Genomic DNA, 26,454 nt, shown 5'->3' on the forward strand with positions numbered 1-26,454 from the left:
GATTCCCCTTGAGTTTGATCAGACCTCGTCGACGCTCATCGCGCCCTCATTGGGGCGACGGGAGAGGTCGATGCCGAGCTCTTCCGCGGCGCGGAAGACGTCCTCGTCCGTGTCACGCATCTCGATGGACATGCCGTCGCTCGACAGAACCTCGACGTTGAGGCAGAGCGACTGCATCTCCTTGATGAGGACCTTGAAGGACTCGGGGATGCCGGGCTCGGGGATGTTCTCGCCCTTGACGATGGCCTCGTAGACCTTCACCCGGCCGAGAACGTCGTCGGACTTGATGGTGAGCAGTTCCTGCAGGGCGTAGGCGGCGCCGTACGCCTCCAGGGCCCACACCTCCATCTCACCGAAGCGCTGGCCGCCGAACTGCGCCTTACCGCCCAGCGGCTGCTGGGTGATCATCGAGTACGGGCCGGTGGAACGGGCGTGGATCTTGTCGTCCACCAGGTGCAGCAGCTTCAGGATGTAGGTGTAGCCGACCGCGATCGGGTCGCGGTACGGCTCGCCGGTGCGGCCGTCGAACAGCCTCGCCTTGCCGCCCGGGCCGACCATGCGGTTGCCGTCCCGGTTGGGCAGGGTGGAGGAGATCAGGCCGGTGACGTCGTCCTCGCGGGCGCCGTCGAACACCGGGGTGGCCGCGCGGGTCCAGGGCTCGGCCTCCTCCACGCCGATCTCCCGGAGCTCGCGCTTCCACTCGGCGTCGTCGCCCTCGACCTTCCAGCCCTGGCTGGCGACCCAGCCGAGGTGGGACTCGAGGACCTGGCCGACGTTCATACGGCCGGGGACGCCCAGCGGGTTCAGCACGATGTCGACGGGCGTGCCGTCCTCCAGGAACGGCATGTCCTCGACGGGCAGCACCTTGGAGATGACGCCCTTGTTGCCGTGCCGGCCGGCCAGCTTGTCGCCGTCGGTGATCTTGCGCTTCTGGGCCACGTAGACGCGGACCAGCTCGTTCACGCCCGGCGGGAGCTCGTCGCCCTCGTCGCGGGAGAACACCCGGACGCCGATGACCTTGCCCTGCTCGCCGTGCGGCACCTTCAGCGAGGTGTCGCGGACCTCGCGCGCCTTCTCACCGAAGATCGCGCGGAGCAGGCGCTCCTCCGGGGTCAGCTCGGTCTCGCCCTTCGGGGTGACCTTGCCGACCAGGATGTCGCCGGGGACGACGTCCGCGCCGATCCGGATGATCCCGCGCTCGTCCAGGTCCGCCAAGACCTCCTCGGAGACGTTCGGGATGTCCCGGGTGATCTCCTCGGGGCCGAGCTTGGTGTCCCGGGCGTCGACCTCGTGCTCCTCGATGTGGATCGAGGACAGGACGTCGTCCTGCACGAGGCGCTGCGACAGGATGATCGCGTCCTCGTAGTTGTGGCCCTCCCACGGCATGTACGCCACCAGGAGGTTCTTACCCAGCGCCATCTCACCGGTGTCGGTGCAGGGGCCGTCGGCGACGACCTGGCCCACCTCGACGCGCTGGCCCTCGAACACGATCGGCTTCTGGTTGAAGCAGGTGCCCTGGTTGGACCGCTTGAACTTCGACACCCGGTAGGTGTTGCGGGTGCCGTCGTCGTTCATGACGGTCACGTAGTCGGCGGAGACCTCCTCGACCACGCCGGCCTTGTCGGCGACGATGACGTCACCGGCGTCGACGGCCGCGCGGTACTCCATGCCCGTGCCGACCAGCGGAGCCTCGCTGCGGAGCAGCGGCACCGACTGGCGCTGCATGTTGGAGCCCATCAGCGCGCGGTTCGCGTCGTCGTGCTCCAGGAACGGGATCATCGCGGTCGCGACCGAGGTCATCTGACGCGCCGAGACGTCCATGTACTGGACGTCCTGCGGCGGGATCAGCTCGATCTCGCCGCCCTTCTTGCGGATCAGGACCTGGTTCTCGGTGAACCGGCCGTCATCGTCCAGCAGCGAGTTCGCCTGGGCGACGACGAAGCGGTCCTCCTCGTCGGCGGTCAGGTAGTCGATCTGCTCGGTGACCTGGCCGTCGACGACCTTGCGGTACGGCGTCTCGACGAACCCGAACGGGTTCACCCGGCCGTACGCGGCGAGCGAGCCGATCAGGCCGATGTTCGGGCCTTCCGGCGTCTCGATCGGGCAGGCGCGGCCGTAGTGCGACGGGTGGACGTCGCGGACCTCCATGCCGGCCCGCTCACGGGACAGACCGCCCGGACCCAGCGCGTTCAGGCGGCGCTTGTGGGTCAGGCCCGCGAGCGGGTTGGTCTGGTCCATGAACTGGGACAGCTGGCTGGTGCCGAAGAACTCCTTGATGGAGGCGACGACCGGCCGGATGTTGATCAGGGTCTGCGGCGTGATCGCCTCGACGTCCTGGGTGGTCATCCGCTCGCGGACGACCCGCTCCATGCGCGCCAGGCCCAGGCGGACCTGGTTCTGGATCAGCTCGCCGACGGTGCGCAGGCGACGGTTGCCGAAGTGGTCGATGTCGTCGACCTCGATCGGCACGGACGCGCCGCCGAGCGACGCCTCCTCCTCACCCGCGTGCAGGCGGACGAGGTACTCGATCGTCCCGACGATGTCGTCCTCGGTCAGCGTTCCCTGGTTGGTCTCCAGCTCCAGCCCGAGCTTCTTGTTGACCTTGTAACGGCCCACCTTGGCCAGGTCGTAGCGCTTCGGGTTGAAGTACAGGTTCTCCAGCAGGGTCTGCGCCGACTCCTTCGTCGGCGGCTCGCCCGGACGCAGCTTGCGGTAGATGTCCAGCAGCGCGTCGTCCTGGCCGGACGTGTGGTCCTTCTCCAGGGTGATGTTGATCGACTCGTAGGAGCCGAAGCGCTCGCGGATGCGCGCCTCGTCCCAGCCCAGCGCCTTCAGCAGGACCGTGACGGGCTGCTTGCGCTTGCGGTCGATGCGCACACCGACGTTGTCGCGCTTGTCGATCTCGAACTCCAGCCAGGCACCGCGGCTGGGGATGACCCGGCAGCCGTAGATGTCCTTGTCGCTGGCCTTGTCGAGCGCGCGGTCGAAGTAGACGCCGGGCGAGCGAACGAGCTGGGACACGACGACCCGCTCGGTTCCGTTGATGATGAAGGTGCCCTTGGAGGTCATGAGCGGGAAGTCGCCCATGAACACCGTCTGGCTCTTGATCTCACCGGTGGTGTTGTTGATGAACTCCGCCGTGACGAACATCGGGGCGGAGTAGGTCATGTCCTTGTCCTTGCACTCCTCCGCGGAGTACTTGGGCGGCTCGAACCGGTGGTCGCGGAACGAGAGGGACATGGTCCCGGAGAAGTCCTCGATGGGACTGATCTCTTCGAAGATCTCTTCGAGGCCCGACTGCGTCGGGACGCTCTTACTACCGGCCTTCTGGGCCGCCTCGACCCGGGCCTTCCACCTCTCGTTGCCCAGCAGCCAGTCAAAGGAGTTGGTCTGAAGGGCAAGGAGGTCCGGGACTTCGAGCGGCTCCTTGATGCGCGCGAAGGAGACGCGGTTCGGACCGGTTGCGGTATTCGAGGCGTTGCGCGAGGCTGCCAAGAGTGGTCCTTCCGAGGGCTCGCGGCGTAACTGACGACACGCACGCCAGACGATCCAAGTAGCGAGACCGGCACGATGAGGTCCAAAACGGACCATGGCAGGTGTGCTCTCGCACGTGAATAGTCAGAGGGCAGCGCAAAGGGGCAGTGTAGTCGACAACCACACCGCTCGCAACTCCAGCGCCGCAGTATGCATCACAGTCGCCTGCGAGCATCGCTCTTCCCGCCCGACTAGTCAAGAGCGCACTTGGACTTTTCGGGCTCTGACCTGCAGTGAGGAAGGCCATAGTTTAGAGCCCCCGCGAGGGCTCCCCCGCAAGGGCGGCGCGACGGCGTGCCGAAACGCGTCGAGCGACCGTCCCGGGAGGGGAGGTCGCTCGACATGACGCGCCGTGGCGGGTCCTGATTCCGGCCCTGCCGCGCCGCACTTTCGGGGCGGTTCGCCGGACCGCCCCGGAGGGTGGCCCGGCCGCCGCAGGACGCCGCAGATGGCTGCCGTGGGACGTCGCGCGTGGCCGCTGTGGGGCGCCGCGGCGGTTAGAGCATCTGGAGGTCCGAGACCAGCCACTGCCCCTTGGTCTTCTTCATGACCATGCGGAGTGTGTACTGGTTCGGCGTGCGGGACGCGGTGGCCTGCTTGGCGGTCGTCTGGTCCAGGTAGACCAGGGCGATCGCCTTGTCGCCGTCCACGCTCTCCACGGCGGTCTTCACCGCCTGGCCCTCGACCACCGCCTGCTGCTGCACGGCGCTGGTCTTCACCTGGGTGATCTGCTGGTCGAACTGGGTCTTGAAGTTGCCGGTGGTGTGCCCGGCGGCGCGCTTCAGGTCCGAGTCGATCGTCCGGTAGTCGTAGGACGAGATGTCCTCGGCCGCGCGGGTCGCGGCGAACTGGACCTGCTTGCCCTCCTTGTCGCCGACACCGCCCTTGGTCGTCGACGCGCCGTACAGGAAGCCGCCCAGCGCGACCGCGAGGGCCAGGTTCACCACGATCAGGGCCCAGACCGTCCCGCTGACGGAGGACAGGAGCCCGCGCGTCCGGCGGCGCTTCTCGACCTTCGCCGTCGTGGCGGCCTCGGTCCCGGGAACCTCGTCGGTCTCGTCGGTCTCGTCGTCCTCGACGGCGATGATCTTCGCCCGGGAGGCGCGCTTCCGCCTCCCGCCCTTGGACTTCCCGTCGTCCGCCTCGGGGGCGTCCTCGACCTCGTCCCCGGGCGTGTCGGCCTTCTCGGCGCCGGTGTCCGCGTCTTTGGCGGGCTTCGGCGCGTCCCCGGTGATCGTCTCGGAGTCGGCGGACGGCTCGGCGTCCTCGTCCGGCGTGTCGTCGGCCTTCTCGACGTCCTTCGGCTCGGGCTTCGGCTCGGGCTTCGGCTCGGTGGCGGACGCGGAGTCCTCGTCCGAGGCGGGCTCGTCGTCCTTGTCCGCGGCCTCGGCGGGCTTGGCGTCCGCAAGGGCCTCAGCGGGCTTCTCAGGCGCTTCCGGGGCGTCCCCGGACTTTGCGGCCTTCTCCGCCTCCCGCTCGGCCTCCTCGGCCTCTCGGGCGGCCTCCTCGGCCATCCGGCGGGTGATCTCGGCCTTGAGTTTGGCCTCCTGGGCCCGGCGGGCCCGCTCCTCGGCGTTGATGTCGGTCGTCACGGGACCATTCCCATCTTCGACACGAGCCACTTGCCCTTGACCTTGGACATGTCCATCGCGAACCGGTAGTAGCGCGGCTGGCCGTTCGGCACCTTCGGGCTGGTGGTCGTCGCGGAGATCGAGACGATCACCTCGGCCGAGCCCCCGTCCATGGACACGATGCCCGCGTGGACCTGCTGGACCGACGAGGTCGACTGGGACTTGGTGGCGATGTCGGCGATCTGCTTGGCCTGCGTGGCCCACTGCGCCTTGATGTCGCCGGTCATCCCGCTGGTGACCCGCCCAATGCCCTGCTGGACGGTCCGGTAGTCGATGCTCGCGAGGTTCACCCCGGTCTGCCGGGCCGACTGGAGGACGCCCTTGCGGTCGTCGGACTCGTTGCCGGCCGACCAGTACCGGACGCCGGCGAACACCGTCGCCACCGCCAGGGCGGCGGCCAGCACACCCAGGACGATCGCGGCGATCGACACGCCGCCACCGCCCCGCGACGCCGCGGCGTCGACCGCGTCGGTCGCGCCGTACTTCATCGCGTCGTCTCCTTCATCGCGTTGAGGGGGCTCGCTCCGGGCCCGGGCCGGGCGGTCACTTCCCGCCCATGAGGGGGCCGAGCAGGAGCATCTTCCAGGAGGCGTCCCCGAGGAGCCGCTGCTGTCCGCCGGTGTTGCCGAGCCCGTAGCGGCGGCCGTCCGGTCCGTAGACCACGCCGGTCGAAGGATCGTACCCGGCGAGCTCCACGGTGCCGTCGGCGACCGGGACGTTGACGCCGGTCAGCTGCCCCATCGGGCTCGTCGCGGGGCCCGAGCCCGCGGCGGACGTCCGGTCGTCCCCGCCCTTGCCGGCGGACGCGTCGGACGTCCTGCCCGACGCCCCGCCCGCCGGGAAGCCGGCGCCGGACGTGGCGCCCGGCGGGACCTTCGGGGTCGGCTCGAGGGCGTCCTTCGGGAAGTTCCGCGCGCCTCGCACGTCGGTGGGGGCGTTGTGCGCCGCCTTGCACCCGGTGTTCAGGTCGGGCATGCGGTCCCGGGTGTCCTGGGGCCAGCGGTGCGGGGTCTTCTCGTAGCCCTGGGTGCAGGGCGGAGGCGAGTCGATGTTGAGGGCGAGGCCGAGGTGCTGGGTGCCGTCGCCCGGCATGACGGTGAACACTCCGGCGAGCGTGACCGGGTAGAGGATCATCAGGGACCGCAGGCCGGCCCGCCGGGCGGCGATGATCTGCCCGGTGGTGGTCAGGTTGGCCAGCATCACCGGCAGGGTGGGGGCCAGGTCCTTGATGGTGCCGTCCGCCTGGGTGATCGCGCCGGGGGCGGCGGCGATGTCGTCGCGGATCGCTCCGTCGTTGTCCCGGAGCGTGGCGCTCAGGCTGTTCAGGTTGCGGGCGAAGCCGCGGATGTTGGCGCCCTCGGCGGCCTGCGTGTCCAGGACGACCCGGCCGTTGTCGAGCAGGGCCTTGGTGTCCGGGTAGGCCTTGTCCGCCGTCTTCAGGATCCGGTCGGTGTCGTCGAGGATCTTCTGCAGGTCGGTGGACGTGCCGGAGAACGCCTTGTCCAGCTCGTCCACGATCGTCCCGAGGTTCTTCGGGTCCACCGAGCCGACGAGCTGGTCGACGTTGCGCAGCAGTTCCTCGGTCGAGACCGGGATCCGCGTCTGCTGCCGCGGGATCGTGTACGGCCTGCCCTGGTCGAGGTAGGGGCCGCCGTTCCGGCTCGGCTCCAGGTCGATGTACTGCTCGCCGACGGCCGACCGGTTCGCGACGATGGCGGAGGTGCCGTCGCGCGGGATCCGGTGGCCCTTGTCGAGGAGCAGCTTGACCTTGATGCCGTCCTGGGTGAGCTGGATCGGCCCGACGCGTCCGACCGGGACGCCCCGGTAGGTGACCTCGGCGTTGGTGAACACCCCGCCGGAGTCGCTGAGGTCGACGTAGGCGAAGTACTGCTGCCCGAGCGCCTTCTTCCCGAACCCGATGTACTTCACCGACACGGTCGTGATGCCGATGATCGTGATCAGGGCGAAGGCGATGAGCTGGATCTTGACGCCGCGCTTGAGGATCACGACAGGCCCCCGGTCATCAGCGTGTGCAGGTCGCCCGGGCCGCGGAGCGCCTTGGGCTTCGGCGTGCCGGTCTGACCGGTCTTGCCCGTGTTTCCAGTGTTCTGGCCCGTCTGGCCGCCGAGGCCGGGCAGGCCGCCCCCGGACGGCATCTGCGGCAGGATGCCGAGCGGCGTCCGCGGCAGCGTGACGTTCGGGACCTTCAGCATCGACCGCATCTGCTGGCCGCCCGCCAGGCCCTCCAGGTCGGTGCCGCCCAGCAGGTTGTGGGCGATGTTCTGGAAGTCCAGGTCGATCGTCAGCCGGATGTTGCCGTAGTCGCCCCGGATGACGTTCCCGAACGTCGCCGGGAACGGGTAGCTGAGCAGCGTCTCCAGGTTGCGCGGCAGGCTGCTGCCCGCCTTGTTGAGGTTGCGCAGCAGCGGGTCGAGCGTCTTGAGGTTCGCCAGCAGGTCGTCCCGCGACCGGTTCACCACGCTGGTCGTGGCCCTGCTGAGCTTGTCCAGCGCGACCAGCATCTCGGTGAGGTCGGCCCGGTTGTCCTTCAGGACGGTGATGGCCGGGCCCGTGGTGTCGATCGTGGCCTTGATCGTCTTGCGCTCGGCGGCCAGCTTGGCGGTGAGCCGGTCGAGCGAGTCGAGGGCCTTGATGATCGCCGGACGGTTCCGGTCGAGCGTCCCGGCGAAGGTGTCGATCCGCTGGAGCACCGACCGGATGGTCGACTCGCGGCCGCTCATCGCGGCGTTCAGCTCCCGGGTGATCGTGGTGACCTGCTCCAGCCCGCCGCCGTTGAGCAGCAGCGACATGGCCGACAGGACCTCCTCGATCTCCGTGGACCGGCTGGTGCGCGACAGCGGGATCAGCGCCCCGCCGCGCAGCTCGCCGCGGGCCGGCTCGCCGACCGGCGGCTCGTCCAGCTCGACGAACTTCTCACCGAGCAGGGACGTCTGGCCGATGCGGGCGTAGGCGTTCTCGGGCAGCTTCACGTCCGAGCGGATCTTGACGGTGACGATGGCGTGCCAGCCCTCCTGGCCGCCGCCGAGCTTGATGTCGTCGACCTTGCCGACCGACACGTCGTTGACCTTGACCACCGACTGCGGGACGAGGTCGAGCACGTTGCCGAACTCGACCTTCAGCGTCCGCGGGTGGGAGCCGAGGTCGGGACCGCCCGGCAGCGGAATCGAGTCGACCCCGCGGAACGAGCAGCCCGACAGGGCCGTCGCGCCCGCGAGCGCGACCACGCCCAGGCGGACGGGCGTCCTGGCCCGGCCGGGTGCCCCGGCGGCGCGGAGCGTCCCGCGGCCGAGGGGAGACCGGAACGACCGGCGGGTCATCGGGTACCTCCCGGCAGCAGGGCGGTGAAGTCGCGCTTGGTCGTGGACGGCTTGGCGGTCTTTCCGGACTTGCCCGTCCCACCCTTGGTGGACGGGCGCTCCTCGCCGGGGCCGTAGGCGTCCGGCGGGATCGGGACCGGGTCGTAGTGCGTGGTCAGAGCGGTGATCCAGGACAGGTCGAGGCTGAGGCCCGTGAGGGCCTTGCCGATGCCGTTGTAGGGCTTGACGAAGTCCAGGCACTGCTTGGGCGGGGCCCCGACCGAGTAGGCCAGCGAGCACACCCAGTCGGCCAGGTCGTGGAACTGCCGCAGGTCGGCCCGGTTGTGGATGGTGCCGCTGATCGGGTCGTACGCGCGGGCCAGGTTGTTGATGGCCAGCGGCGCGGTCGTCAGCAGCTCGGCCAGGGAGTCCTTGTCCTTGACGAGCGTCCCGGTGATCTGGGCCAGCTGCCGGACGTCGGTGGACAGCCCGTCCCGGTTCTCCTTCACGAACTGCTGGACGTTCCGGAGCGTCGGCCCGAGCGTGCGCAGCGCGGCGGTCAGGTCGTCCTTCTCCCCCGCGAGCTGCCCGGACACCGAGTTCAGATGCCCGGTGAGGGACCGCACCTGGTCGTCGTTCTGGCGCAGCGTGTCGGTGATCACCTTGAGGTTGGCGATCGTCTTGGCCACGTCCTCGCGGTCCTGGCTGAGCGTGCTCAGCGCCTTGGACGAGTCGTGGATGGTCGCGTTCACGTCGTCGCCGGTGCCCTGGAGGGTGTCGGCGCCGACCTGGAGCAGCCGGGACAACGCGCCGTCCTTGTTCGCCCCCTGCGGCCCGAGCGCCTTGCTGAGGTCGCTCAGGCTGGAGCCGACCTCGTCCACCTCCACCGGCACCTGGGTGCGGGCGGTGGTGAGGGTCGTCCGGTCGGGCAGCGTGGCGCCGCCCTTGTAGACGGGGGTGAGCTGGACGTAGCGGTCGGCGACGAGGGTCTGGTTGACGATGACCGCGAAGGCGTCGCTCGGCACCTTGTACTTGGCGTCGTAGGTCATCTCGACCCTGACCGCCGGCCCGACCGGCTGGACCTTGGTCACCTTGCCGACCGGGATGCCGAGGATCCGCACGTCCGCGCCCTTGTACAGGCCGACGCTGCGGGTGAAGTACGCCGTCACGTGCTTCTGCTTGGGCTCGCTCAGCAGCAGCACGACCGCGGCCGCCACGACGACGAGGGCGAGCATCGCCCCGCCGATGCGGAGGATCAGTCCTGAGTTACGCACGGTGGTGCACCTGCCTGGTCGCGATCACGGGAGGAACGGCAGCGGGTTCTTGCCGCCGCCCGACTGGCCGTTGCCCTGCTGGCCGTTGCCCTGCTGTCCGTTGCCCTGCTGCCCGTTGCCGGACGGGCCGCCCTGGCCGGTGGCTCCGGACGGAGGGTTCTGGATGGAGGCCGGGATCGGGAGGAGGTTCTGGATGTAGCTGTCGAACCAGCGCCCGGTGCCCGTGACGTCGGTGAACTGCCGCGCGTACGGGGTGAACAGCTTGATGATCTTGTCGAGGTTGTCCTGGTTCCGGACGAGCAGCGCCGTCACGTTCCGCAGGTTGTCCAGCATCGGTCTGAGCTGTGCCCGGTTCTCCCGGATGAGGGCGTTGACCTGCTCCGACAGCGCCACGGTGTTCACCAGCAGCTGGTGGATCACCGTCCGCCGCGCCTGCACCGCCGCCAGCACCTTGTCGCCGTCCTGGATGAGCTTGGCGAAGTCCTGGTTGCGGTCGGCGAGGATCTGGGAGACGTTCTTGGCCTTGCCCGCCAGCTCGTGCAGCTGGTCGTCGCGCGAGGCGACGGTCTTGGACAGCCGCTGGAGTCCCTGGAGCGACGCGCGCACCTCGGGTCCGGAGTTCTTGAACGTGTCGGCCAGGACGTTGAACGACTTGGCGACCTGGACGTGGTCGATCTGGCTGATCTGCTGGCTCAGCTGGCTGATCGCCGGGACGACCTCGAACGGCGTGGCCGTCCGCTCGACCGGGATGTTCCTCCCGAGCCGCCCCGACCCGCGGGGGTCGAGGGCCAGGAAGTGCGAGCCGAGCAGCGTCTTGATCTTGATCTCGGCGCGGGTCTGGTCGCCCAGCCGCACCCCGTCGTTCACCCGGAAGGTGACCTTGACGTGGTCGCCCTGGAGCGACAGCGACTCGACCTTGCCGACCTTGACGCCCGCGATCCGCACCTCCTCGTCCGGCTTCAGCCCGGCGGCCTCGGCGAACGAGGCGGTGTGGGTCGTGCCGCCCACGACGAACGGGATGCTCTCCAGGTTCATCGCGAGGACGAGCGCGGTGATGATCACGGCGAACGCGGTGAGCCCGATGGGGACCGGGTTGCGTTCCCGGAAGGGGATCCTCATCTACTTGCACCTCGCGTTCTCGTTCACGATCGCCGGGGTCTGGTAGACCGGACCGCCCGGCAGCCGCACCCGCGCGTCGAGACCGCAGATGTACATGTTGAACCACGAGCCGTACGACGAGATGTTCACCAGCCGCTGCAGCCGCAGCGGGCTGCGCTGGAACAGGGTGTTCAGCGCGTCCTGGTTCTGGTCGAACGTGGAGGCCAGCTGACGGAGCCCGGCGATGTCGTTCTTCAGGTCCGGCCGCGCGTCCTTCAGCAGGTCGGCGGTGGTGCCGGTGAGGCCGTTGATGGCGTCCACCGACTGGAAGATCGCCTCCCGGTCGTTCGACAGGCCGCTGACCAGCGAGCGCAGGTCGCCGACGACCTGCTCCACCTGCTGGTGGCGGTCGTCGATCGTCCCGAGGACGCTGTTCAGGTTGGTGATCACGTCACCGATGACCTTGTCGCGGTCGGCGATCGTGTTGGTCAGCGACGCGACATGGGTGAGCAGGCTGTTCACCGTGCCGCCCTCGCCCTGGAGGGTCTGCACGATCTCGAACGCCAGCTTGTTGATCTCCTGCGGCTCCAGCGCCTTGAACAGCGGACGGAACCCGTTGAACAGGACGGTCAGGTCGAGCGCCGGGTGGGTCTGCGCGGCCGGGATCGTCCCGCCCGGACGCAGTGTCTGCCCGACCGTGCCCGGGCCCTCGGTCAGCGACAGGTACCGCTGCCCCATGAGGTTCCGGTATCGGACGTTGACCTGCGTCGACGAGGGCAGCCCGTTCGCGAACACCCCGCCCTTCTCGACGGAGAAGGTGACCTCGGCCTGGTTGTCCCGGGTCAGCCTGATCTTCTCGACCTGGCCGACCCGGACGCCCGCGACGCGCACGTCGTCCTTGTCGAGCAGGCCCGTGACATCGCTGAACAGGGCCTTGTAGCTGCGCGTGTCGGCGAACCGCAGGTTGCTGATCGTCATCGCGAGCACGCCGGTGGCCAGCGAGGTGAGCACCACGAAGATCACCAGCTTGACGCCGGCGGAGAGCGTCCTGCCTCTCATCGGACGTTCACCACCGATCCCTGCATGAGCGGGCCCCACCACAGCTGGACGGCGTCGGTGACCTGGTCCGCGGGGGTGTGCGTGGCCGGGCCGACGATGCTCTTGATCTTGTCCTTCTCACTCATCGTGCCCGGGTCCACGAAGACGTCCGACACGGCCCGGCCGCGGCCGGCGCCCGTGGCGGAGGCGTTGGCCGGGTCGGGGTTCTTCCACCACAGGTCGTCCTCTGTGCCGTCCCGCGCGAGGTAGTCCGGGAACGGGACCTTCGGGTTCGGCAGGTTGTAGCAGCGGGGGCCGCGGCGGTCCTTGGCCTCGGGGAGGTCCAGCGGGTACTTGTACGCCGGCCGCGGCTTCACGATCTCGATCGTGAGGTTGAAGGTGGTGCCGCCGTTCCCGCCGGCGACCCGCTCCATCTCCGGGTTGATCTTCTGGAACGTGTTGAACACGCACGGCAGCGAGGGCGAGTAGTACGACAGCAGCTCGAGGCCGGGACGGTTCGCCACGTTGAAGCCGATGATCTTCGGGCCGTTGTCCTGGACGAACCGGGTGCCGTCGCGGGCGAACCCGGTGACCATCGGGATCAGGTCCTCGACCTGCCGCTTCTTGTCGGTGATCGTCTTGCTGGTGACGTTGAGGTTGCGCAGCGCCTGGGTGAGGTCGGGCGTGGCGTCCGCGTAGATCTCGGACGTCGCCGACAGCGCGTTCAGGTCGTGCACCAGCGTGCCGAGCTGCGGGTTCACCTTCGCCAGCAGCGAGTCGGCCTCCTCCAGGTCGCGGCCGATCTGGTCGCCGCGGCCCTGGAGCGCCGTCGCCAGCGCGTTCAGCGTCGTGTTCAGCTTCTCCGGCCGGACGGCCTGGAGCAGCGGAAGCAGCTTGTCGAGCACCTGGTCGATCTCGACCGCGGCCTGCGACCGGTCCTGCTGGATGACCTGGCCGCGCTTCAGCCCGAGGGCGCCCGGCTGCGACGGGATCTCCAGGTCGACGTACTTCTCGCCGAACAGCGTCTTCGGCAGCAGCCGCGCCTGGACGTTCGCCGGGACCAGCTTGGCCTTGTCCGGGTCGAGCGCCAGGTCGAGGGTCGCGCCGTTCGCGGTGGCGTGGGTGCCGCGCACCTCGCCGACGATCAGGCCGCGAACCTTGACGTCCGAGTGCGGCAGCAGCTGCAACCCGGCGCGCGCGCCCTCCACCCGCACCTTCAGGACGGGCGTGAAGACCTTCTCGTAGAAGCCGATGGTGAGGACGACCAGCAGGATGATCACGACGATCATCGAGAGGCCGAGCAGGCGGGACCGCGTGCGCTCGGTGAAACCGGTGCGTCGCGGGGGTCCGACGGGGAGTGCGGGGGTAGGGGGTGCGGGGGTGGTCATCGCCCGGTCACCCCGCGATCCGGACGTTCATGCTGGAACCCCAGATGGCCATGCCGAGCAGCAGGTCGGCCACGTTGATCACGACGATGCTCGTGCGGACCGCGCGGCCGACCGCGACACCGACGCCGGCGGGACCACCGCTGGCGTTGTAGCCGTAGTAGCAGTGGATCAGCATCACGAGCACCGAGAAGACGATGACCTTGCCGAACGACCACAGGATGTCGTTCGGTGGTAGGAACAGATGGAAGTAGTGGTCGTAGGTGCCCGTCGACTGCCCGTAGAACAGCGTGACCACGATCCGGGTCGCGCCGTAGGACGCCAGCAGGCCCACCACGTACAGCGGGATGACCGCGACCATCCCCGCGATCATGCGGGTGGTCACCAGGAACGGCATCGACGGGACGGCCATGACCTCGAGCGCGTCGATCTCGTCCGAGATCCGCATCGCGCCGAGCTGCGCGGTGAAACCGCAGCCGACCGTCGCCGACAGCGCCAGCGCCGACACCAGCGGCGCGATCTCACGGGTGTTGAAGTAGGACGCGACGAACCCGGTGAAGGCCGAGACGCCGATCGTGTTCAGCGAGTTGAAGCCCTGCAGTCCGACCTGCGAACCGGTGAAGAACGTCATGAACCCGACGATCACCACCGAGCCGCCGATCACCGCGAGCCCGCCGGTGCCGAGCGACACCTCGGCGAGCAGCCGCAGCACCTCGGTGCGGTAGCGGCGCAGCACCCGGAACGTCCAGGCGAACGCCCGGACGTAGAACGACATCTGGTGACCGAAGTCGTCGAGGCGCGCCAGCGGCGCGTTGACGGCGGTCCTGACGGCCCTTCCCGTCCTTCCTTGGGCGGCCATGCTCACATGCCCTTCGACGGGACGAACTGGAAGTACAGCGTGGAGATGATGAAGTTCTCCACGAACAGCAACATGAAGGTGATGACGACGGTCTGGTTGACCGCGTCGCCCACGCCCTTCGGGCCGCCCTTGGCGTTCAGGCCCTTGTAAGCCGCGACGAGCCCGGCGGTGATGCCGAACACGAACGCCTTGAACTCGGCCTGCAGCAGGTCGGGCAGCTGCGCGATGGCGTTGAACGACGCCAGGTACGCGCCGGGCGTGCCGTTCTGCAGCATCACGTTGAAGACGTAGCCGCCGACGAGGCCGACGACCGACACCAGGCCGTTGAGGAACAGCGCGATGAACGCGCAGGCGAACATGCGCGGGACGACCAGGCGGTGCAGGGGGTTGATCCCCAGCACCTCCATCGCGTCGATCTCCTCACGGATCTTCCGCGAGCCGATGTCGGCGCACATCGCCGACCCGGCCGCGCCCGCGACCAGCAGCGAGGTCACCAGGGGGCTGGCCTCGCGGACGATCGCGACCACCGCGGTCGCGCCCGTATAGGACTGCGCGCCCAGCTGCCGGATCAGCCCGCCGACCTGCAACGACAGGATGCCGCCGAACGGGATCGCGACCAGCATCGTGGGGATGACGGTCACGCTGACGATAAACCAGGACTGCTCGATGAACTCGCGCCACTGGAACGGCCACCTGAAGATCGCCCGGAACGTGTCGAGACACAGGGCGAAGAAGCGGCCGGGTTCCTTGACGGCGACGTTCACCGCGCCGTCGGAGATCTTGCGGAGAGCGGCGGAGCCGCCTCCTCCTCCCCCGGCGCGGCGCGCGCGCCGGGAGGTCGAACGACCCGAGGGGGACGATCCCCCGATGCCCCCCGGGGTGATGCCGTCGGTCGTCATCGGTACCCGGCACCGCCCGGTCCCGGCGCGGGCGGCGGGAAGCCGCCGGGCGGGGTGATCCCCGCGGCGCCCGCGGCCTGCCCGGCCTGCATCGATGCGACGTACCGCGGCCACTCGTCCACCCAGTTGCGGCCGAGCTCGTCGATGAACGAGCCGGGCGGCGGGGTGACGCCGTGCGCCGCGCACCACGCGCCGGGCGCGTGCTGGCCGCGGCGGACCAGCCCGTTGCTCGGCATCTGCTGCGGCGGGATCGGCGGCAGCTTGCCCGAGTCGAGGCCCATCTTGGCCTCGGCCTCGAGCTCGGAGGCGTCCTTCTCCTCCGACATGCCGATCGGACCGACCTTGCTCGCGTTGAGGAACTGCCGGACGACCGGCTCCTCACTGGACAGCAGCATCTCGCGCGGCCCGAACATCGCCAGGTGCCGCTGGTAGAGCAGCCCGATGTTGTCCGGGACGGTACGGGCCGTGTTGATGTCGTGGGTGACGATCAGGAACGTGCAGTCGAGCTGCGCGCTCAGGTCGATGAACACCTGGTTCAGGAACGCGGTGCGGACCGGGTCGAGACCGGAGTCGGGCTCGTCCACCAGGAGGATCTCGGGGTCGAGCACCAGCGCGCGGGCGAGCCCGGCGCGCTTCTTCATCCCGCCGGAGATCTCACCGGGCAGCTTGCCCTCGGCGCCCATCAGGCCGACCAGGTCCATCTTCTCCAGGACGATCCGCTTGACCTCGGCCTCGGTCTTGCGGGTGTGCTCGCGCAGCGGGAAGGCGATGTTGTCGAACAGGTTCATCGACCCGAACAGCGCGCCGTCCTGGAACAGGACGCCGAACAACTTGCGGGTCTCGTAGAGCTGGTGCTCGGGAAGATAGGGCAGGTCACGGTCACCGATGTAGATATGGCCGCGGTCGGGCTTCAACAGCCCCACCAGCGACTTCAGGAAGACCGACTTGCCCGTGCCGGAGGGGCCCAGCAGGACGGAGATCTCTCCTGCGGGAATGCTCAGCGACACGTCCTGCCAGATGACCTGGCGGCCGAAGGACTTGGTCAGCCCCTCGACTCTGATCTCGACGCCCACTCGTCACCTTTCGTCCAGGCCGGGGGGAATCCGGAACCAATGAGCGAGTAGCACTCAGGCGGGGTGCGGTCCCGCGCCGCCGCGCCGCGGACGGGATCGCCGTGTAGTTGTCCGATGTCTTTGTCCGTCGTGCCCGCCGGCTCACCGGGGGGTTCGCCGCGTGACAGCCGCCATGACAGCCACCGTGACGTCCGGTACCGGGCCGGTTACTACCGTCCGGTAGCTGTGGCGGGTGCCACTACCGTAGCGGTCCGCGCCCGAAATGGAAGAGGCACGAGCCCGCAACTGCGACGAAAAGCGACCTCGTAAGACAATCGTTACTTACATCGCGGGAGACACTACTGCTCCGAGAACCAGCACTTCAAGGCGGGTATCGGAGGAATCTTCGGGAAACTTTCGCCTCCCCTGACCCCCGCGACGCTACGCGGCGTGCGAGAGCCCGCACAACCGGTGCGCTCACCTGTGGATAACTTCGCCGTCCCGGACGCTCACATCGTGCGCACACGAGCCCGGCCCCATGTCCGGAACACCGCGGACGGCCGAAACACCCCGTAAAAGCGGCGAGGCGGCCGCCCCACGAATGTGGGACGACCGCCTCGCGCGAAAGACGCTCTGACGAGTGCCTTAAGGGTGTTACTTGACGGTCACCGTGGCGCCGGCCTTCTCGAGGGCCTCCTTGGCCTTCTCGGCGGCGTCCTTGGCGACCTTCTCCAGCAGCGGCTTCGGCGCGCCGTCGACCAGGTCCTTGGCCTCCTTGAGACCCAGGGAGGTCAGGGCGCGGACCTCCTTGATGACCTGGATCTTCTTGTCGCCGGCCGACTCGAGGATGACGTCGAACTCGTCCTGCTCCTCGGCCTCGGCGGCACCGCCGGCGGCCGGGGCGGCGGCGACGGCGACGGCGGCCGGGGCGGCGGCCTTGACGTCGAAGGTCTCCTCGAACAGCTTCACGAAGTCGGAGAGCTCGAGCAGGGTCATTTCCTTGAAGGCCTCGAGCAGCTCGTCGGTGCTGAGCTTCGCCATGATGTTTCCTCCGTGGCTTGGTAGGTGTGGTCAGTGATGACCGCGGGTCTCAGTCCGGGCGGACCGTTACTCGGCGGACGCCTCGTCGGCAGCAGCCTCGGCCGGAGCCTCGGCGGCGGCGTCGGCGGCCGGAACCTCGGCCGTCTCGCCGGCCTCCTCGCGCTTGGCGCGCAGCGCCTCCGCGAGCTGGGCAGCCTTGGTCGGCAGCGCGTTGAACAGGGCCGCGGCGTTGGCCATGGACGCCTGCATCGCGCCGGCGAGCTTGGCGAGGAGAACCTCGCGGGACTCGAGGTCCGCGAGCTTGGAGATCTCGGTGGCGTCCATCGACTTGCCGTCGATGAAGCCGCCCTTGATCACCAGCAGCGGGTTCGCCTTGGCGAAGTCGCGCAGGCCCTTGGCGGCCTCGACCACGTCGCCCTGGACGAACGCGATGGCGGACGGGCCCTCAAGAAGGTTCTTGAAGTCCTCGTCGACACCGGCGTCACCAGCGGCGATCTTGGTCAGCGTGTTCTTCACCACGGAGAACTTCGCGTTCTCACCGAGGTTGGTGCGCAGCTCCTTGAGCTGGGCGACCGTGAGCCCGCGGTACTCGGTCAGCACGGCGCCGTTCGAGCTCTCGAAGTCGTTCTTGAGCTCGGCGATCGCCGTGGCCTTGTCGGCCTTAGCCATGTGGCCTCCTTCCGATTACCTTGGGTGGGAAGCCGCCGGGGCGAAGAAAGCAAAAACGCCCCGGCGTAGGCGCACGGGGCGTCGGGCACGACCACGGGAAAGTCATGCGAGAAGCTCTCGTCTCACCTACGCGGGCCGCTCGTCCCCCGACGAATCGGAGGCCGAGTCCTTCGGCCGTTCGCTGTGCGAACACAGGAACGGCGACCGGCGGTCTTCGGCAGTGCACAGAGTACGTGCCCAAGGCCGCCGGTGCCAAATCGCGCAGGCCGGGCCCCTCCCGCGGAGGCGCCCTCAGGCCGGGTCAGGCCCCCGGAGCGCCGAGGCTCGGCAGCTTCGGCATCGGGCCGACCTCGGAGGCGGGCGGCGCCGTGACGGTCACCGGGGTGTTCCAGCCGCTGTAGACCACCGTGGTGTTCATCTTCGTGGACGCGCCCTCCGGCGACTTGACCACGACCTTCGCCGGAAGCTGCTTGCCGTCCACCCACAGGTCGAAGGCCAGCGACTGGAGCCCGAGCTTCTGGAAGCTCTTCATCTGCTGCGGCCGCGACGCGGCGGGCAGCTTCGCCTCGATCTCCTGGAGCGAGACCGTGCCCCGGTAGTGGGTCGTCTCGACGCCGTTCACCGTCTCCTTGCCGACCTCGCGGACGTCCTTGGACGCGGTGAACATCCTCGTCTGCTCGGCCGGGTCGGCCTGCTTCTGCTGCTCGATCAGCTGGTCGAAGTTCTGACCGGACGCCGCGCCCAGCTCGGACGAGGAGATCTTCAGCCACGGCTTGCCGTGCGTCAGCTGCGCGAACAGCGCCGACTTCATGTAGACGGCGTGGCCGACCATGATCAGCTCCATGCCGCCCTGGCCGCCGACGCTCGTGCCGCCCATGTTCATCGAGTCGATGGTCATCCGGAACGCGGGCTCCGGCCGCAGCTTCGAGTCCATCCGCATGTGCATGGTGACCGTCTTGCCCGTTCCGGGCGCCGTGACCTCGGTCTGGACGTCCGCCTTGACGGTCTCCACCTTCGAGGTCGTATCGGACGACTTGCGCATCATGTCCGCGGCGAGGACCACGCTCTTGCCGCCCTCGGCCCCAGCGCCGGCCTTGTCGCCACCGCCCGAGTCGCCGAGGCAGCCGGTCAGTGAGAGGACCAGCCCCGCCGATACGGCGGTTCCGGCGGCGAGACGACGCTTCATGACCGAGCTCCCTTGTCGACGATCCCCATGATCACGGGACCCGGCACTATACGGGAGGCCACCGACAGGAGCGTCATCGAGACCGGACGCGCACGCCTCCGGGCCCAGGAAGAACCGAGACACGACCGGGCGATTCAGGAGGGGCACGAGCACCCCCAGCGCGTCCAGACGAATCGGGCAGGCCAGCCGGGTCCGGTCAGCCGGGTCCGGTCAGCCGGGTCCGGTCAGCGGGGTCCGGTCAGTCGGGCCCGGCCGTCCGGGACGAACGAGCGGCCGCGCGCGGAAGGTCACGCGGGCGGCCGCCTCCGATCACACGGACCGGATCAGTTGTGCTTGCCGAACAGGCCCTGCAGGGAGAAGTCGCCGACCTGGTCGGACGGCGGCGCGCTGACCTTGAAGGACTTGCCGTAGTCGCGGTACAGGACGGTCACCGTGCCGCCGTCACCGGTGGGCTCGGCGCCCTTGGTGACCATCTTGCGCGGCAGGTTGGACGAGTCGACCCACAGGTCGAAGTTCATCTTCCTGTCGGAGTTCCCGGCCCGGGACAGCCACTTCTGGGCGTTCGCGCGCTGCTGCGCGTTGAGCTGCTGGAGAGCCTCCTTGGCCGTCACGGTGCCCTGGTAGTGCGTGGTCTGCACACCGTCCACGGACTCGGTGCCGACCTTGTGCACGTCCTTGGACGCGGTGAACATCTTGGTCTGCTCGGCCGGGTCGACCTGCTGGATCTGGTCGATGACGCCGCGCAGGTCCATTCCGGACTGCTGCTGGGCCTGGGCCACACTGATCTTCACCCACGGCTTGCCGCCGCCCACGAACTGGCTGAACTGCTGGGGCACCTTGGCGTACAAGGTGTCCCCGGTGAAGATCGCCTGCCCGCTCAGGCCGGACAGGCTCTGCCCGCCCTTGGACGCGTTGTCGAGCGTGGCGTCGAACTCGAGCGTCGGGCGGAGCCGGAACTGCCCGGTCGCGTGCACCGACCCGCCCTTGGCGGAGCCGTTGACGGTGAGGTCGGCCTTGAACGTGTCGGCCTGACCCGTCTTCTCGGACGCCTTGATCACGGCATCGGCCGCGGTGAGCTTGATGTCACCGGTCGAGCCGGCCTTCGTTTCCGTCCCGCCACACCCCGACAGGAGAAGGACGGCACCGACGGAGGTCACGCCGGCGGCCACGGCGATTCGGCGCTTCATGGAAAGGTGCCTCCTTGGTCTCACTGCATGCATCCCACTGCTTGATGACCTTCAGTCTGCGCGGGGGCGCCACCGCTCCGCATCCCCCGGTGGTACGAACACCTGCCCCCCGGGTACGACCACCGGCGTACCCCACAAGACCATCATGCGCCGGTTCCGTCCCGTAATACGAAGAGGACGCCCCCGGTGTCCGGGGACGTCCTCTTCAGCGCTCTCGGCGCGCCGGACGGTCCGTCAGGCGGCTTCCGTCCGGCGCCTCCACCGTGAGGTTCCGTCAGGCGTCGGAGCCCTCGAGCTCGGCGGTGAGGTTGCGGACCACGTTCGGGTCGACCTGGATGGCCGGGCCCATCGAGGTGGTCATCGCGGCCTTCTTCACGTACCGGCCCTTGGCGGCGGACGGCTTGAGTCGCATGATCTCGTCGATCGCGGCGGCGTAGTTCTCCACCAGCTGAAGCTCGGAGAAGGACGACTTGCCGATGATGAAGTGCAGGTTCGAGTGCCGGTCGACGCGGAACTCGATCTTGCCGCCCTTGATGTCGGTGACGGCCTTGGCCACGTCCATGGTGACGGTGCCGGTCTTCGGGTTCGGCATGAGGCCACGCGGGCCGAGCACGCGGCCCAGGCGGCCGACCTTGCCCATCTGGTCCGGGGTCGCGACGACGGCGTCGAAGTCCAGGAAGCCGCCCTGGATCCGCTCGATCAGGTCGTCCGAGCCGACGATGTCGGCGCCGGCCTCGCGGGCCTCGTCCGCCTTGGCGCCACCGGCGAAGACCAGCACGCGGGCGGTCTTACCGGTGCCGTGCGGCAGGTTGACGGTGCCGCGGACCATCTGGTCGGCCTTGCGCGGGTCGACGCCCAGGCGCAGGGCGACCTCGACGGTCGCGTCGAACTTGGTGGCCGTGGTCTCCTTGGCCAGCTTCACGGCGGAGGCCGGGGTGTAGAGACGGTCCTTCTCGATCTTCTCCAGAGCGGCGCGGTACGCCTTGCTGCGCTTCATGTTCCCTCCTCAGGGGATCGTGGTGCGGGCCTCGCAGCGGCCCTTCCACTGCCTTTCGTGACGTCCGCGCGAGGCGGACGGGTGGCCGCCCACCCGAACGGTGGACGGCCGGTGCCCGCGGGTCGGCGGGCGGTGGCGCCCGCACGAGGCGGGCGCCGGGGTACTACTCGACCACGATGCCCATGGACCGGGCGGTGCCGGCGACGATCTTCTCGGCGGCGTCCAGGTCGTTGGCGTTGAGGTCGGGCATCTTGGTCGTGGCGATCTCGCGGATCTGGTCGCGGGTCACCTTGCCGACCTTGGTCTTGTGCGGCTCGCCCGAGCCCTTCTCGACGCCCGCGGCCTTCAGGATCAGCTGGGCGGCCGGCGGGGTCTTGGTGACGAAGGTGAACGAGCGGTCCTCGTAGATCGTGATCTCGACCGGGATCACGTTGCCGCGCTGGGACTCCGTGGCAGCGTTGTACTGCTTGCAGAAGTCCATGATGTTGACGCCGTGCGGACCGAGCGCGGTACCGACGGGCGGCGCGGGGGTCGCCTGGCCGGCCTGCAGCTGGACCTTGACGATCGCGGAGATCTTCTTCTTCTTGGGAGGCATGCGCCCTCCTCTGTCCCGTTTCGCGATGGCTTCGACTCCCGTGGGTACGGGCAACACGGCGGCCGGGACGTGCCCGCCGTGTAGAAGCCGGGAAGTGGCGGCTCCGTCATCCCGCCGAACGCGGGGCGCCGGTGCGGGGGTCGTGCGACCCGTCCGCGCCATGTGGAGCCTTCCCCGCCGTGGCGGGGCCGACCAGCAAGTCTAGGCGATCCGGTGGAGCGACTCGTCCAGCGGGACGCGGAACCCGCCGCGTTCGGCCGGGAAAAGCGGAACGCCCCCGCGCCTGGTGGCGGCGGGAGCGTTCGCGGAAAGCCTCGTCAGATCTTGGAGACCTGGTTGAAGGAGAGCTCCACCGGGGTCTCGCGGCCGAAGATCGAGACCAGCACCTTGAGCTTCTGCTGCTCGATGTTGATCTCGTTGACCGTGGCCGGAAGGGTGGCGAACGGGCCGTCCATGACGGTGACCGACTCGCCGACCGAGAAGTCCACGGTGCTGGCGATCTTGGCGGTCTCCTTGGCCTTGGTCTCCGGGGTCTCCTCCGGCTCCGGTGCCAGCAGCTTGGCGACCTCGTCCAGGCTCAGCGGGGACGGCTTGTTCGACAGGCCGACGAACCCGGTGACGCCCGGCGTGTTGCGGACCGCGGCCCACGACTCGTCGGTCAGCTCCATCCGGACCAGGATGTAACCCGGCAGGACCTTCTCGTTGACCTTCTGCCGCTTGCCGCTCTTGATCTCGGTCACCTCGTGCTGAGGAACCTCGATCTGGAAGATGTAGTCCTCCATGTTGAGCGTCTGGGTACGGGTCTCGATGTTGGTCTTGACCCGGTTCTCGTACCCCGCGTAGGAGTGCACGACGTACCAGTCGCCCGGCTGGAGCCGGAGCTGCATCTTGAACTCGGCGTAGGGGTCGGCCGGCGGCCCGGCCGGAGCCTCGTCGGCCTCTTCTCCGTCGGCCTGCTCGCCGTCGGCCTGCTCACCGTCAGCCCGCTCGACGGCCTCATCAGCCTCGTCGGCCTGCTCGGTCTCGCTCGCCTGCTCGGTCTCGCTCGCCTGCGCGGCCTCGTCGGCCTGCCCGGCGGACTCCGCCTCCGCGACATCGCCCTCCGCGGCGGCGTCCTCGCCTGCCGGGACGTCCGCGGCACCGTCGACGGGGGCGTCGGCCGCCTCGTCCGTCGGCTCGGCCGCGTCAGCCGCAGCGGACTGGGCCTCTTCGATGGCCTCGTCGTTGGGCTGTGAGGACTCGGACACGGTGCTGATCCTTCTTCTCGGACTGGCTCGGACTGGAGTTTTCCGGCGGTGGACCGGACGCGGGGGGCTGGTCGACTCTGTTCTGCTGACGCTGACCGCGGAGGCGGCGCCGGAGGTCACGCCTCCGGCGATGGGGGCACGCGACGGGCGTGCGTCCCGCGGTCTGCGGGGATCAGCCGAAGAGCCAGAACACGCCCTTCTGCAGACCCCAGTCGATGCCCGCGACGAGCGCGACCATGACCAGAACGAAGACCAAGGAGACCGTGGTGTAGGTGATCAGCTCACGGCGCGTCGGCCAGATGACCTTGCGCAGTTCGGCGATCACTTGGCGCACGAAGAGCGCGGGAGTCGTCCGCTTGGGCGCGGAGCTCGACTTGTCCTCGTCCTTGGCCGCGGCCTCGCCGCGCGTCTCAGTCGCCATTGTGCCGCCGTTCACCTCGGTAGGTCGTGTTCAACCACGTCGTGGTTGTTCGCGCGGACCCCGGCAGCCCGTGGCCGCGCGGGAAGCGCGCACCGCACCTCGCAGGGCAGGAGGGACTCGAACCCCCAACCGCCGGTTTTGGAGACCGGAGCTCTACCAATTGAGCCACTGCCCTTCAACGCCTCCCGGGGGAGACACCGACCCTCGCGGATCGGTTAGTGCCGGTCCCAGCTTACGGCTCGTGCGGACAGGGCCGTATCCCGGTGACGCGTCACTAGGCAGTGGAGTCTACGGCCCCGAACGCCCTCCCGTCGAACCGGAAACGGAAAACCTCCCCCGGCATGTCTCTCCGACCTGCCACAACGGCTGCGGATATCTCGCTGAAGTCATGCCCGGGCCTCGGTAACGTTACGGACATGAGCACTGAGCGTCCCCGCATCTCCCGGCGCATCGCCGCCATCTCCGAGTCCGCCACGCTGGCCGTCGACGCCAAGGCCAAGGCGTTGAAGGCGGCGGGCCGTCCGGTCATCGGGTTCGGCGCCGGCGAGCCCGACTTCCCGACGCCCGACTACATCGTCGAGGCGGCCGTGACCGCGTGCCGCGTGCCGCGTTTCCACAAGTACACCCCCGCCGGGGGCCTGCCGGAGCTGCGCGAGGCGATCGCCGAGAAGACGCTGCGCGACTCCGGCCTCCAGGTGGACGCCGCCCAGGTGCTCGTGACCAACGGCGGCAAGCAGGCCGTCTACGAGGCGTTCGCGACGCTCCTCGACCCGGGCGACGAGGTCATCGTCCCGACGCCGTACTGGACGACCTACCCCGAGTCGATCAAGCTCGCCGGGGGCGTCCCGGTGGACGTGGTGGCCGACGAGACCACCGGCTACCGGGTCACCCTGGAACAGCTCGAGGCCGCCCGCACCGACCGGACCAAGGTGCTGCTGTTCGTCTCGCCGTCCAACCCGACCGGCGCGGTCTACTCGCGGGACGAGATCGAGGCGATCGGCCGCTGGGCCGCCGAGCACGGCCTCTGGGTCGTCACCGACGAGATCTACGAGCACCTGGTCTACGGGGACGCCGAGTTCCACTCGATGCCGGTGGTCGTGCCCGAGATCGCCGACCGGACGCTGGTGCTCAACGGCGTCGCCAAGACCTACGCGATGACCGGCTGGCGGGTCGGCTGGATGATCGGCCCGAAGGACGTCGTGAAGGCCGCCGCGAACCTGCAGTCGCACGCCACGTCCAACGTCGCGAACGTCTCGCAGGCCGCCGCGCTCGCCGCCGTGACCGGCGACCTGTCGGCCGTCGCCGAGATGCGCAAGGCGTTCGACCGGCGCCGCCAGACCATGGTCCGCATGCTCAACGAGATCCCCGGCGTCTTCTGCCCCGAGCCGGAGGGCGCGTTCTACGCCTACCCGTCGGTCAAGGAGCTGGTCGGCAAGGAGATCCGCGGCAAGCGCCCGCAGTCCTCGGTCGAGCTGGCCGCCCTGATCCTGGACGAGGCCGAGGTCGCGCTCGTCCCGGGTGAGGCGTTCGGCACCCCCGGCTACTTCCGCCTCTCCTACGCGCTCGGCGACGACGACCTCGTCGAGGGCGTCTCCCGGGTCGCCAAGCTCCTCAACGAGGCCCACTGACCCGTGCTCGCGAAGCCCCGGCCCCGGTTTTTCGGGCCGGGGCTTTCCCGTGCCCGCACCGGAACGCCTGGAGTGATTTTCCACACATCACGGGCGCACTCGCGCGTCACGACCTACTTCGTCCGCCAACGTCGCAAATCTTCATCTCGCCCTGCGCTGAGGGGTTTTCGACGCGGGGAGGCGTCCGTCCGGGCCCACTAAAGGATCATGTGGCGCATGGCCGCAACGGGTCATGGCGGGTAGTCCTGACTGATGATCCCGGTGAGCCGTGGGTTCCCCACCGGCTCGGATCCGGCAACATTGGCTCATGGAGGCCCCTACCACGTCCGTCGCGTCCCCGCTGTTCGAGACTCCGCGCCCGCGCCCGGTGGCGACGCTCCCCAAGGCCCACCTGCATCTGCACTTCACCGGCTCGATGCGTCACTCGACCCTGGTGGAGCTCGCCGACAGGTACGGCGTCCACCTGCCGGACGCCCTCGTGGAGGACTGGCCGCCCCGGCTCCACGCCACCGACGAACGCGGCTGGTTCCGCTTCCAGCGCCTCTACGACATCGCCCGGTCCGTCCTCCAGTCCCCGGACGACCTGCGCCGCCTGCTCCGCGAGACCGCCGAGGACGAGGCCGCCGAGGGCTCCGGCTGGCTGGAGATCCAGGTCGACCCGAGCGGCTACGCGGCCCGCTTCGGCGGCCTCACCCCCACCGTCGAACTGGTGCTGTCGGCCGCCCGCGAGGCCGAGCAGGCCACCGGCGTCGGCATCGGCGTGGTCATCGCCGCGAACCGCACCCGCCACCCCCTGGACGCCAAGACCCTCGCCCGCCTCGCGACCCGCTACGTGGACCAGGGCGTCGTCGGCTTCGGCCTCTCCAACGACGAACGCCGAGGCCGCGCCTACGACTTCGACGGCGCCTTCCGCATCGCCAAGCGCGCGGGCCTCCTGTCCGTCCCGCACGGCGGCGAGCTCCTCGGCCCGACCAGCATCCGCGAGTGCCTGGACACCCTCGAGGCCGACCGCATCGGCCACGGCGTCCGCGCCGTCGAGGACCCCCGCCTCCTCTCCCGCATCGCCGACCGCGGCGTCGCCCTCGAGGTCTGCCCCTCCTCCAACGTGAGCCTCGGCGTCGCCTCCACCCCGTCCGACGTCCCCCTCCGCACCCTCTACGAGGCGGGCGCCCACCTCGCCCTGGGCGCCGACGACCCCCTCCTCTTCGGCTCCCGCCTGGCCCGCCAGTACGAGCTCGCCCGCGAGGTCCACCACTTCACCGACCACGAACTCGCCGACCTCGCCCGCCACTCCATCCAGGCCTCCGCCGCCCCCACCTCCCTCCGAACCCGCCTCCTCACCCAAATCGACACCTGGCTGACCACCACCCCCGCCTGACCCGCCCCAGCAACACCC

The 26,454-nt window shown here is 69.2% G+C and carries 22 protein-coding genes and 1 tRNA gene; 2 read left to right on the forward strand and 21 right to left on the reverse strand.

Going from position 1 to position 26,454, the window contains the following annotated elements; translation table 11 throughout:
* Positions 1-18: 18 nt before the first annotated feature.
* From rpoB to EBO15_RS01220, 21 genes are all read right to left on the reverse strand, one after another.
* Positions 19-3,495 carry a DNA-directed RNA polymerase subunit beta gene (rpoB, locus tag EBO15_RS01120; protein ID WP_122192389.1) on the reverse strand — a complete coding sequence of 1,159 codons (3,477 nt, stop codon included), beginning with the start codon at positions 3,493-3,495 and terminating at the stop codon, positions 19-21.
* 536 nt (positions 3,496-4,031) lie between these two features.
* Positions 4,032-5,126, reverse strand: a complete 1,095-nt coding sequence (locus EBO15_RS01125; RefSeq protein ID WP_122192390.1) for a hypothetical protein — start codon at positions 5,124-5,126, stop codon at positions 4,032-4,034.
* Positions 5,123-5,653 (reverse strand): hypothetical protein, encoded by a 531-nt coding sequence (locus EBO15_RS01130; RefSeq protein WP_122192391.1) that lies wholly within the window; start codon positions 5,651-5,653, stop codon positions 5,123-5,125. The genes EBO15_RS01125 and EBO15_RS01130 overlap by 4 nt, the downstream gene beginning before the upstream one ends.
* Positions 5,654-5,708: 55 nt before the next feature.
* On the reverse strand, positions 5,709-7,172 hold the full coding sequence (locus EBO15_RS01135; RefSeq protein ID WP_122192392.1) for an MCE family protein: 1,464 nt from the start codon (positions 7,170-7,172) through the stop codon (positions 5,709-5,711).
* Entirely contained in the window at positions 7,169-8,503 is a 1,335-nt protein-coding gene (locus tag EBO15_RS01140) for an MCE family protein (protein ID WP_122192393.1), read from the reverse strand. Before EBO15_RS01140 ends, EBO15_RS01135 begins: the two co-directional genes overlap by 4 nt.
* Positions 8,500-9,756, reverse strand: coding sequence for an MCE family protein (locus tag EBO15_RS01145; protein ID WP_233615847.1), 1,257 nt, complete (start codon positions 9,754-9,756; stop codon positions 8,500-8,502). Before EBO15_RS01145 ends, EBO15_RS01140 begins: the two co-directional genes overlap by 4 nt.
* Positions 9,757-9,780: 24 nt before the next feature.
* Positions 9,781-10,875, reverse strand: coding sequence for an MCE family protein (locus EBO15_RS01150; protein ID WP_122192394.1), 1,095 nt, complete (start codon positions 10,873-10,875; stop codon positions 9,781-9,783).
* Complete coding sequence (locus EBO15_RS01155; RefSeq protein ID WP_122192395.1) at positions 10,876-11,913, reverse strand: MCE family protein; 1,038 nt, start codon at positions 11,911-11,913, stop codon at positions 10,876-10,878.
* A complete protein-coding gene (locus EBO15_RS01160) occupies positions 11,910-13,280 on the reverse strand; it encodes an MCE family protein (RefSeq protein ID WP_122192396.1) in 1,371 nt (456 codons plus the stop codon). Before EBO15_RS01160 ends, EBO15_RS01155 begins: the two co-directional genes overlap by 4 nt.
* Positions 13,281-13,287: 7 nt before the next feature.
* Positions 13,288-14,136: an MlaE family ABC transporter permease gene (locus EBO15_RS01165; RefSeq protein ID WP_122192397.1), complete on the reverse strand. Its 849-nt coding sequence runs from the start codon at positions 14,134-14,136 to the stop codon at positions 13,288-13,290.
* Positions 14,137-14,138: 2 nt separating this feature from the next.
* Positions 14,139-15,020: an MlaE family ABC transporter permease gene (locus tag EBO15_RS01170; protein ID WP_378238787.1), complete on the reverse strand. Its 882-nt coding sequence runs from the start codon at positions 15,018-15,020 to the stop codon at positions 14,139-14,141.
* Positions 15,021-15,031: 11 nt separating this feature from the next.
* Positions 15,032-16,108 (reverse strand): ABC transporter ATP-binding protein, encoded by a 1,077-nt coding sequence (locus tag EBO15_RS01175; RefSeq protein ID WP_122192398.1) that lies wholly within the window; start codon positions 16,106-16,108, stop codon positions 15,032-15,034.
* Between the two features lie 633 nt (positions 16,109-16,741).
* Entirely contained in the window at positions 16,742-17,128 is a 387-nt protein-coding gene (rplL, locus tag EBO15_RS01180) for a 50S ribosomal protein L7/L12 (protein ID WP_122192399.1), read from the reverse strand.
* Between the two features lie 66 nt (positions 17,129-17,194).
* Positions 17,195-17,797 carry a 50S ribosomal protein L10 gene (gene rplJ, locus EBO15_RS01185; RefSeq protein WP_122192400.1) on the reverse strand — a complete coding sequence of 201 codons (603 nt, stop codon included), beginning with the start codon at positions 17,795-17,797 and terminating at the stop codon, positions 17,195-17,197.
* A gap of 301 nt (positions 17,798-18,098) precedes the next feature.
* Positions 18,099-18,983, reverse strand: a complete 885-nt coding sequence (locus EBO15_RS01190) for a DUF6612 family protein (protein ID WP_122192401.1) — start codon at positions 18,981-18,983, stop codon at positions 18,099-18,101.
* 323 nt (positions 18,984-19,306) lie between these two features.
* Positions 19,307-20,170, reverse strand: a complete 864-nt coding sequence (locus EBO15_RS01195) for a LolA-like protein (protein ID WP_122192402.1) — start codon at positions 20,168-20,170, stop codon at positions 19,307-19,309.
* Positions 20,171-20,444: 274 nt separating this feature from the next.
* Positions 20,445-21,167 carry a 50S ribosomal protein L1 gene (rplA, locus tag EBO15_RS01200; protein WP_122192403.1) on the reverse strand — a complete coding sequence of 241 codons (723 nt, stop codon included), beginning with the start codon at positions 21,165-21,167 and terminating at the stop codon, positions 20,445-20,447.
* Between the two features lie 163 nt (positions 21,168-21,330).
* Positions 21,331-21,762 (reverse strand): 50S ribosomal protein L11, encoded by a 432-nt coding sequence (gene rplK, locus EBO15_RS01205; RefSeq protein ID WP_122192404.1) that lies wholly within the window; start codon positions 21,760-21,762, stop codon positions 21,331-21,333.
* 317 nt (positions 21,763-22,079) lie between these two features.
* Positions 22,080-23,009, reverse strand: coding sequence for a transcription termination/antitermination protein NusG (gene nusG / locus EBO15_RS01210; protein WP_122192405.1), 930 nt, complete (start codon positions 23,007-23,009; stop codon positions 22,080-22,082).
* Positions 23,010-23,181: 172 nt separating this feature from the next.
* Positions 23,182-23,430 (reverse strand): preprotein translocase subunit SecE, encoded by a 249-nt coding sequence (secE, locus tag EBO15_RS01215; RefSeq protein ID WP_122192406.1) that lies wholly within the window; start codon positions 23,428-23,430, stop codon positions 23,182-23,184.
* 102 nt (positions 23,431-23,532) lie between these two features.
* Positions 23,533-23,605, reverse strand: a tRNA-Trp gene (locus EBO15_RS01220).
* 241 nt (positions 23,606-23,846) lie between these two features.
* On the opposite strand from EBO15_RS01220, the gene EBO15_RS01225 reads away from it, so the two are divergent.
* Together EBO15_RS01225 and EBO15_RS01230 are read left to right on the forward strand one after the other, a co-directional pair.
* Positions 23,847-25,058: a pyridoxal phosphate-dependent aminotransferase gene (locus EBO15_RS01225; protein ID WP_122192407.1), complete on the forward strand. Its 1,212-nt coding sequence runs from the start codon at positions 23,847-23,849 to the stop codon at positions 25,056-25,058.
* A gap of 307 nt (positions 25,059-25,365) precedes the next feature.
* Complete coding sequence (locus EBO15_RS01230; protein ID WP_122192408.1) at positions 25,366-26,436, forward strand: adenosine deaminase; 1,071 nt, start codon at positions 25,366-25,368, stop codon at positions 26,434-26,436.
* Positions 26,437-26,454 lie beyond the last annotated feature (18 nt).

Origin of the sequence: Actinomadura harenae (assembly GCF_003696215.1) — a bacterium.
Classification (GTDB): Bacteria; Actinomycetota; Actinomycetes; order Streptosporangiales; family Streptosporangiaceae; genus Spirillospora; species Spirillospora harenae.